5 protein-coding genes are annotated in these 6,453 nt (G+C 69.8%); 2 read left to right on the top strand and 3 right to left on the bottom strand.

Annotated elements, in window-relative coordinates; all coding sequences use genetic code 11:
* The 3 genes from ABTU92_RS28325 to ABTU92_RS28315 all read right to left on the bottom strand — a co-directional run.
* On the bottom strand, positions 1-598 hold a 598-nt coding region (locus ABTU92_RS28325), incomplete at its 3' end, for a hypothetical protein (RefSeq protein WP_408094916.1).
* Between the two features lie 209 nt (positions 599-807).
* The gene (locus ABTU92_RS28320; protein WP_408094917.1) at positions 808-1,506 is read right to left on the bottom strand and encodes a ribonuclease T2 family protein; all 699 of its coding nucleotides are present in this window, start codon (positions 1,504-1,506) and stop codon (positions 808-810) included.
* A gap of 248 nt (positions 1,507-1,754) precedes the next feature.
* Positions 1,755-3,128, bottom strand: a complete 1,374-nt coding sequence (locus ABTU92_RS28315) for an NCS2 family permease (RefSeq protein ID WP_408094915.1) — start codon at positions 3,126-3,128, stop codon at positions 1,755-1,757.
* Between the two features lie 525 nt (positions 3,129-3,653).
* Here ABTU92_RS28315 and ABTU92_RS28310 point away from each other — a divergent pair.
* Both ABTU92_RS28310 and cydB read left to right on the top strand, forming a co-directional pair.
* The gene (locus ABTU92_RS28310) at positions 3,654-5,042 is read left to right on the top strand and encodes a cytochrome ubiquinol oxidase subunit I (protein WP_408094914.1); all 1,389 of its coding nucleotides are present in this window, start codon (positions 3,654-3,656) and stop codon (positions 5,040-5,042) included.
* 305 nt (positions 5,043-5,347) lie between these two features.
* The gene (cydB, locus tag ABTU92_RS28305; protein ID WP_408094913.1) at positions 5,348-6,349 is read left to right on the top strand and encodes a cytochrome d ubiquinol oxidase subunit II; all 1,002 of its coding nucleotides are present in this window, start codon (positions 5,348-5,350) and stop codon (positions 6,347-6,349) included.
* Positions 6,350-6,453 lie beyond the last annotated feature (104 nt).

Raw genomic sequence — 6,453 nt, 5'->3', positions numbered from 1 at the left:
CGCCGTCCGCCGCGACGGGGCCCGAGGCCACCGCGGCGATCCGGGACGCCTTCGCGACCGGCGACTCCGCCCCCGACGTCGACGGGTCGGCCCCGGGCGGCGCGGCGGACGAGCGGCGTGCGATGCGGTCGCACAGCCGTTCGCCGCCCCGGATCGCGATCAGCAACGCGGCCGGCAGGCCGACGACATGCAGGCCGACCACCAGGAAGGCGACCAGCCGCACCTCCGGCTGGACGGCGGCGGCGAGCACGACGACGGGCGCCCAGACCGTGCTGGCGAGCACGCCGTTGGCGAGATCGGCGACCACGGGCAGATGCGCCCCGCCGGTGCAGCGCCACAGGACCAGCGCCGAAAGACCTTCCAGGCGGCAGCCGTGGTCGGGCCGCAGAACCTCGCCGCCATAGGCGAGGATCAGCCACGTGATCCCCCACAGGGCGATGTAGAACACCCCGAGCGTCCGCAGGGCGAGCCGCGCGTCGGCCTCCAGCCGCGCCCGGACGGAGGCGCCTTCGGTGAGCGCATCGGCGCTGACCAGGCGGCCCGTGAACGGGTGCTCGGCGAACGGGCGCTGGGTGAACGTGATGGTGTCTTGCCGCATGTCTCCGTCTCCGGAGACACCTTGGTCCACCGCGGCTCACCCCCCGGTTTGCCGGGAGGGGCAGAATGCACCCTTTCGGGTTCGGAGGATTTCGCTCGGCGCGGCAGGACTTCGTTCACCGTGCCGCGGGCCGCGCTCGCCTGTGCCGGGCCGCTTCGTTCGTCGTGTCGGGCGTCGCGGGACCGGTCCCGATCTCGCCGCTCCCCGGCCTACCCGCCCCGCACCGGCGGCATCGACAGCCGGTCGCGCCGGCAGGCGCGGCGGTCGACCTCGGGGCAGGTCCGGAAGCCGAGATCGCGGGTCAGGCAGATGCGCACCTCGCTCAGCCGGTTGCGGCTGCAGGCGACCGCGATGGCGTCGCGCCCGAGCCCCGGATTGGCCTGGACGAACGCCTCCTCGACCTCGTCCGGCGTCACCATCAGGGTGCGGTCGGGCTCGAGATAGGCGTCCGGGATCTTCACCACGGCGCGCGCCTTGCGGACCGCCTCGAAATAGCCGCGCGGCCCGAGGCCGGAGCAGACGCCGTGCTTGTCCCACTGGTTGAAGACGAGGCGCGGGCTCGGCATCAGGTCGAGCATCGCCGAGACGATCTCGCGGTTCAGCCGCGGCGCCGGCACCTGGCAAAACTCGGGAAAGCCGCGTTCGTATTGTGGCCACAGCCCGTGCACGACAAAGGAGAACGGCCTCTCGCCGCACTGCGGGTCGGGTCGGCCGGCCTCCTCGCGAGCCGGACGCCCGTTGCGGCGCTCGGCGCTCTCCTCGCAGAAGGAGGGCGACCACGACAGCGCGAGGACGTAGAAGTCGAACTGCCCGGGCTCGTTCTGCCGCCGGTCCTGCGCGACGGCCGGCGTCACCCCGGCCCCGACGCCCCACGACGCCGTCAGCATCGTCGCAATCAAGAACGTCATCGCCACGGCCGCCGCCGCGGCCCGCATCCCGCGCCCGATCATGATCCGCCCCGTATTCCGCACACACTCTTTCAGCACGACGGAAGCCGCGACCACAATACCAGAGTTGTAGAACGTTTCAAGAACATTAGCACGAGCCGGACGCTCTCGCTTGCCTGACCTGGGTCCCGGCTCTCGCCAGGACACGCCGCCCCCGGGTCCCGGCTTTCGCCGGGACACGCAAGTGGCCTCTTCCGCCCCGCGGCCACTCACCCCATCGCGAACTTGCCGGCGAACAGGAGCGCCAGGACGATCACGGCCGGCGACACGTCGCGGAAGCGGCCGGAGACGAGCTTGGCGGCCGCATAGGTGATGAAGCCGAGCCCGATGCCGGTGGCGATCGAGTAGGTCAGCGGCATCGTCACGGCGGCCACCACGGCGGGGGCGTACTCGGTGACGTCCTCCCAGGAGATCTCGGCGAGCCCCTGGGTCATCAGGCAGGCGACGTAGAGCAGCGCCGCCGCCGAGGCGTAGGCCGGGATCATGCCGGCGAGCGGCGCGAAGAACAGCGCCATCAGGAACAGCAGCGCGACGAACACGGCGGTGAGGCCGGTGCGGCCGCCGGCCGAGACGCCGGCCGCGCTCTCGATGTAGCTGGTGGTCGTCGAGGTGCCGATCAGCGAGCCGAACATGGCCGCGAAGGAATCGGCGAGCAGCGCCTGCTTCATGCGCGGCAGATGGCCCTTCTCGTCGAGCAGGCCGGCCCGGTGGGTGACGCCGATCAGCGTGCCGGCGTTGTCGAACACGTCGATGAACAGGAAGCTCAGCACGACGATGATGAAGGTCTGCTCGAAGATCGCCGAGAAGTCGAGCTGCAGGAAGGTCGGCGCCAGCGAGGGCGGCACGTCGACGATCCCGGTGTAGGTGGTGAGCCCGAACGGCAGGCCGATCAGCGTCACGATCAGGATGCCGATCAGCGTGCCGCCGAGAATGTTACGCGAGTTCAGCGCGGCGATCAGCACGAAGCCGGCGAGGCACAGGATGGCGGGGAGCTGGCGCAGATCGCCGAGCGTGACCAGCGTCACCGGATGGGCGACGACGATCTTCGACTGCTCGAGCGCGATGATGCCGAGGAACAGCCCGACGCCGGCCGAGATGGCGAGCTTGAGCGTCTTCGGGATGGCGTTGATGACGTATTCGCGCAGGCGGAAGATCGACAAAAGGAAGAACAGCACGCCGGAGCAGAACACGGCGCCGAGCGCTTGCTGCCAGGAGTACTTGTAGGAGAGCACGACCGTGAAGGCGAAGAAGGCGTTGAGCCCCATGCCGGGGGCGAGCGCCACCGGATAGTTGGCGTAGAGCGCCATCACCAGGGTCGACACGGCGGCGGCCAGGCAGGTGGCGACGAACACGGCGCCCTTGTCCATGCCGGCATTGGCCAGGATCGTCGGGTTGACGAAGACGATGTAGACCATCGTCAGGAACGTGGTGACGCCGGCGATCGCCTCGGTGCGCACCGTGGTGCCGCTCGCGGTCAGGCCGAAATAGCGGTCGAGAAAGCCCTTCGGCTCGCCGGGCGTGCGCGTCGGCCCGCCGGGGGCGGGCCGGTGGATCGAGGCAGAGGTGGTGGCAGTCTCGGTCATGTCGCGTCCCCCGTCCGGGCCGGCGCGACGACGGGCGGCGCCCTGCCCCCGCCGTCGGTTCTAGCCCTCGGTCGTGTGCTCCGCAATTGCGAGCAAGGCGCGTGCCGCATCGGCTTGTGGATCACCGGCGCCGGGCCGGGCATCGATCAAATCCTCATTCCGGGGCGCGGCAAAGCCGCGAACCCGGAATCCAGCGGCAAGCTCACGAGGCGGGGCTGGATTCCGGGCTCGGCGCGGTGCGCCGCCCCGGAATGACCGGATCAAGCGAGTCCCATGTGCCGCGACCCGGGCTGCGCCGTCACGCCGCGGTGTTGCGATGCGGAACAAAGGAGTACCGTGCTTCGTTGTTCGCACGTCGCGGCGGGGAGTGCTCTGCGCTCCCGTGCGCCGCGGCCCGGCGGCTCGTCGCGGCGCACCTTGCGCCCGCGCGAAAGTGCCCCGCACGATCCCGGCCCGCGACCCACCCCCGGCCGCGCGCCCGCGACGACATTTCCTGCCGAGGTTGGACGTGCGAGGTTGGACGTGATGGATCTCGATCCGGTTGTGCTCGCCCGTGTGCAGTTCGCCTTCACCATCACGTTCCACATCATCTTCCCGAGCTTCACGATCGGCCTGTCGGCCTATATCGCGACGCTGCTGCTGATCCGGCTGCGCACCGGCGACGAGCGCTACGCCCGCCTAGCCCAGTTCTGGACCCGCATCTTCGCCGTGTCGTTCGCGCTCGGCGTCGTCTCCGGCATCGTGCTGTCCTATCAGTTCGGCACCAACTGGAGCCGCTTCTCGGTGGTGGTCGGCAACGTGATCGGGCCGATGCTCGGCTACGAGGTGCTGACCGCCTTTTTTCTCGAGGCGTCATTCCTCGGCATCATGCTGTTCGGCGGCGGCGGCCGGGTGCCGCCCGTCCTGCACGCGCTGTCGGCCGTGATCGTCGCGATCGGCACCGCCACCTCGGCGTTCTGGATCCTCTCGGCCAACTCGTGGATGCAGACGCCGGCCGGCCACGTGATGATCGACGGCATCGCCCATCCGCAGGACTGGTGGGCCATCATCTTCAATCCGAGCTTCCCGTACCGGCTCGCCCACATGGTGACGGCCGCCTATCTCACCACGGCCTTCGTGGTGCTCGCCGTCGGCGCCCGCTGGGTGCTGGCCGAGCGCCACTACGACGAGGCGCGCATCATGGTGAAGATGGCGGTCGGCATGATCGTCGTGCTGGCGCCCCTGCAGGTGTTCATCGGCGACCAGCACGGGCTCAACACGCTGAAGCACCAGCCGGTCAAGGTCGCCGCCATGGAGGGTCACTGGGACGGCTCCAAGCCCGGCGATTTCCACGTCTTCGCTTGGCCGGACGAGAAGGCCGAGCAGAACCGCTTCGCCATCTCGATCCCCAAGGCCTCGTCGCTGATCCTCACCCACGATCCGAACGGCCTCTTCCCCGGCCTCAAGGACTTTCCGCGCGAGGACCGGCCGCCGGTGAAGAACGTGTTCTTCGCCTTCCGGGTGATGATCGCGATCGGCTTCGCGATGGTCGCCATCGCGATCGCGGGCGCGGTGCTGTGGTGGCGCGGGCGGCTGTTCACCACCGGCTGGTACTTGAAGATCGTCGGCAACACCTGGTGGTTCGGCTTCACGGCGATCATCGCCGGCTGGATCGTCACCGAGAGCGGCCGCCAGCCGTGGGTCGCCTACGGCATCCTGCGCACCGCCGACGCCGCCTCGCCGGTGCCGGCCGGCAGCATCGCGACGACGCTGGCGCTGTTCGTGATCGTCTACGGCATCGTCTTCTCGATGGGCATCTACATCATCAACCGCATGCTGGCGCACGGCCTCGCCCACGGCGCCGACCAGCCGCCGACCGGCACGCCGCTGCGGCCGCACTCCGCCGCCCGCGACGTCAGCCGGCGGGCGTTGTGAGGAGACCCGTGAGTGCGACACATGAGTGCGACACAGGATCTCGAAGGTGCCGCGCGCGGCGGCGTTTTCCTTCTCCCCGCTTGCGGGGAGAAGGTGGCTCGCCGCGCAGCGGCGAGACGGATGAGGGGGCGTCCCCTTGGCGCTCGGACCCGCGGCGGCGCCCCCTCACCCGACCTTCGCGCTGATCGCGCGAAGGTCGACCTCTCCCCGCTTGCGGGGAGAGGTGCAACGCGCACCGACGCAACCGGACCGACGTGACCAAAACGACGTGACCGGAACGACCTGATCAGCACGGAGCACCCGCCATGGACCTCGACCTTCCGATGATCTGGGCCGTCGTGCTGGCGATCGCGGTCGCCCTGTACGTGGTGATGGACGGCTTCGACCTCGGCATCGGGATCCTGTTCCCGTTCGCCGAGAACGAGCGCCAGCGCGACCAGATGATGTCGTCGATCGCGCCGTTCTGGGACGGCAACGAGACCTGGCTGGTGCTCGGCGGCGGCGGCCTGCTGGTCGCCTTCCCGCGCGCCTATTCGATCGTCATGCCGGCGCTGTATCTGCCGGTGATCTTCATGCTGCTGGCGCTGGTGCTGCGCGGCGTCTCGTTCGAGTTCCGCAACCCGCACGGCAACACCACGGCGCTGTGGAGCTTCGGCTTCTTCGCCGGCTCGGCGGCGGCCGCGTTCTTCCAGGGCGTCATTTTGGGCGGCTTCATCCAGGGGATCACGGTGGCGAACGGCGAGTTCGCCGGCGGGGCGTTCGACTGGGCGACGCCGTTCGCGATCCTGTGCGGGCTCGGCGTGACGGCGGGCTACGCGCTGCTCGGCGCCACCTGGCTGATCATGAAGACGGAAGGCCCGGTCGCCGAGCGGGCGCGCGAGCAGGCGCGCGGCCTGCTGCTGCTCGTGATGGCGTTCATGGGCGCCGTGTCGCTGTGGACGCCGCTCGCCTTCGAGCGCATCGCCGCGCGCTGGTTCGCGGCGCCGAACATCTACGTCCTGTGGATCGTGCCCGTGGTCACGGCCGCCGTCGCGCTGACCATCTGGCGCACCACCGACCGCCACGACTTCGTCCCGTTCGTCGGCACCATCGCGCTCTTCCTGCTCGGCTTCCTCGGTCTCGCGATCTCCACCTGGCCCTACGCGGTGCCGCCGGTGCTGACCATCTGGGACGCCGCCGCGGCGCCGTCGAGCCAGGCCTTCATGCTGGCCGGCACCGTGATCCTGCTGCCCATCATCCTCGCCTACGTCGCCTTCGTGTACTGGCTCTTTCGCGGCAAGGTGCGCGAGGGCGACAGCTATCATTGATGGACGGCCCGGGCCGGCAGCGAGCCGAGGATTCATCTGATTAGAACGAGGCGCTGGCGTCGACCGTTCCCTCCCCCCTTGTGGGGGAGGGACAGGGAGGGGGG

This window comes from Rhodoplanes sp. SY1 (genome assembly GCF_046000175.1).
Taxonomy (GTDB): Bacteria; Pseudomonadota; Alphaproteobacteria; order Rhizobiales; family Xanthobacteraceae; genus Rhodoplanes.
The sequence above is the reverse complement of the archived record's forward strand: the minus strand, read 5'-3'. Positions and strand labels throughout refer to the sequence as shown.

Coding starts and splice junctions, on each gene's coding strand:
- ABTU92_RS28310 (WP_408094914.1), top strand. CDS start 3,654: ATGGATCTCGATCCGGTTGTGCTCGCCCGTGTGCAGTTCGCCTTCACC.
- ABTU92_RS28315 (WP_408094915.1), bottom strand. CDS start 3,128: ATGACCGAGACTGCCACCACCTCTGCCTCGATCCACCGGCCCGCCCCC.
- cydB (WP_408094913.1), top strand. CDS start 5,348: ATGGACCTCGACCTTCCGATGATCTGGGCCGTCGTGCTGGCGATCGCG.
- ABTU92_RS28320 (WP_408094917.1), bottom strand. CDS start 1,506: ATGACGTTCTTGATTGCGACGATGCTGACGGCGTCGTGGGGCGTCGGG.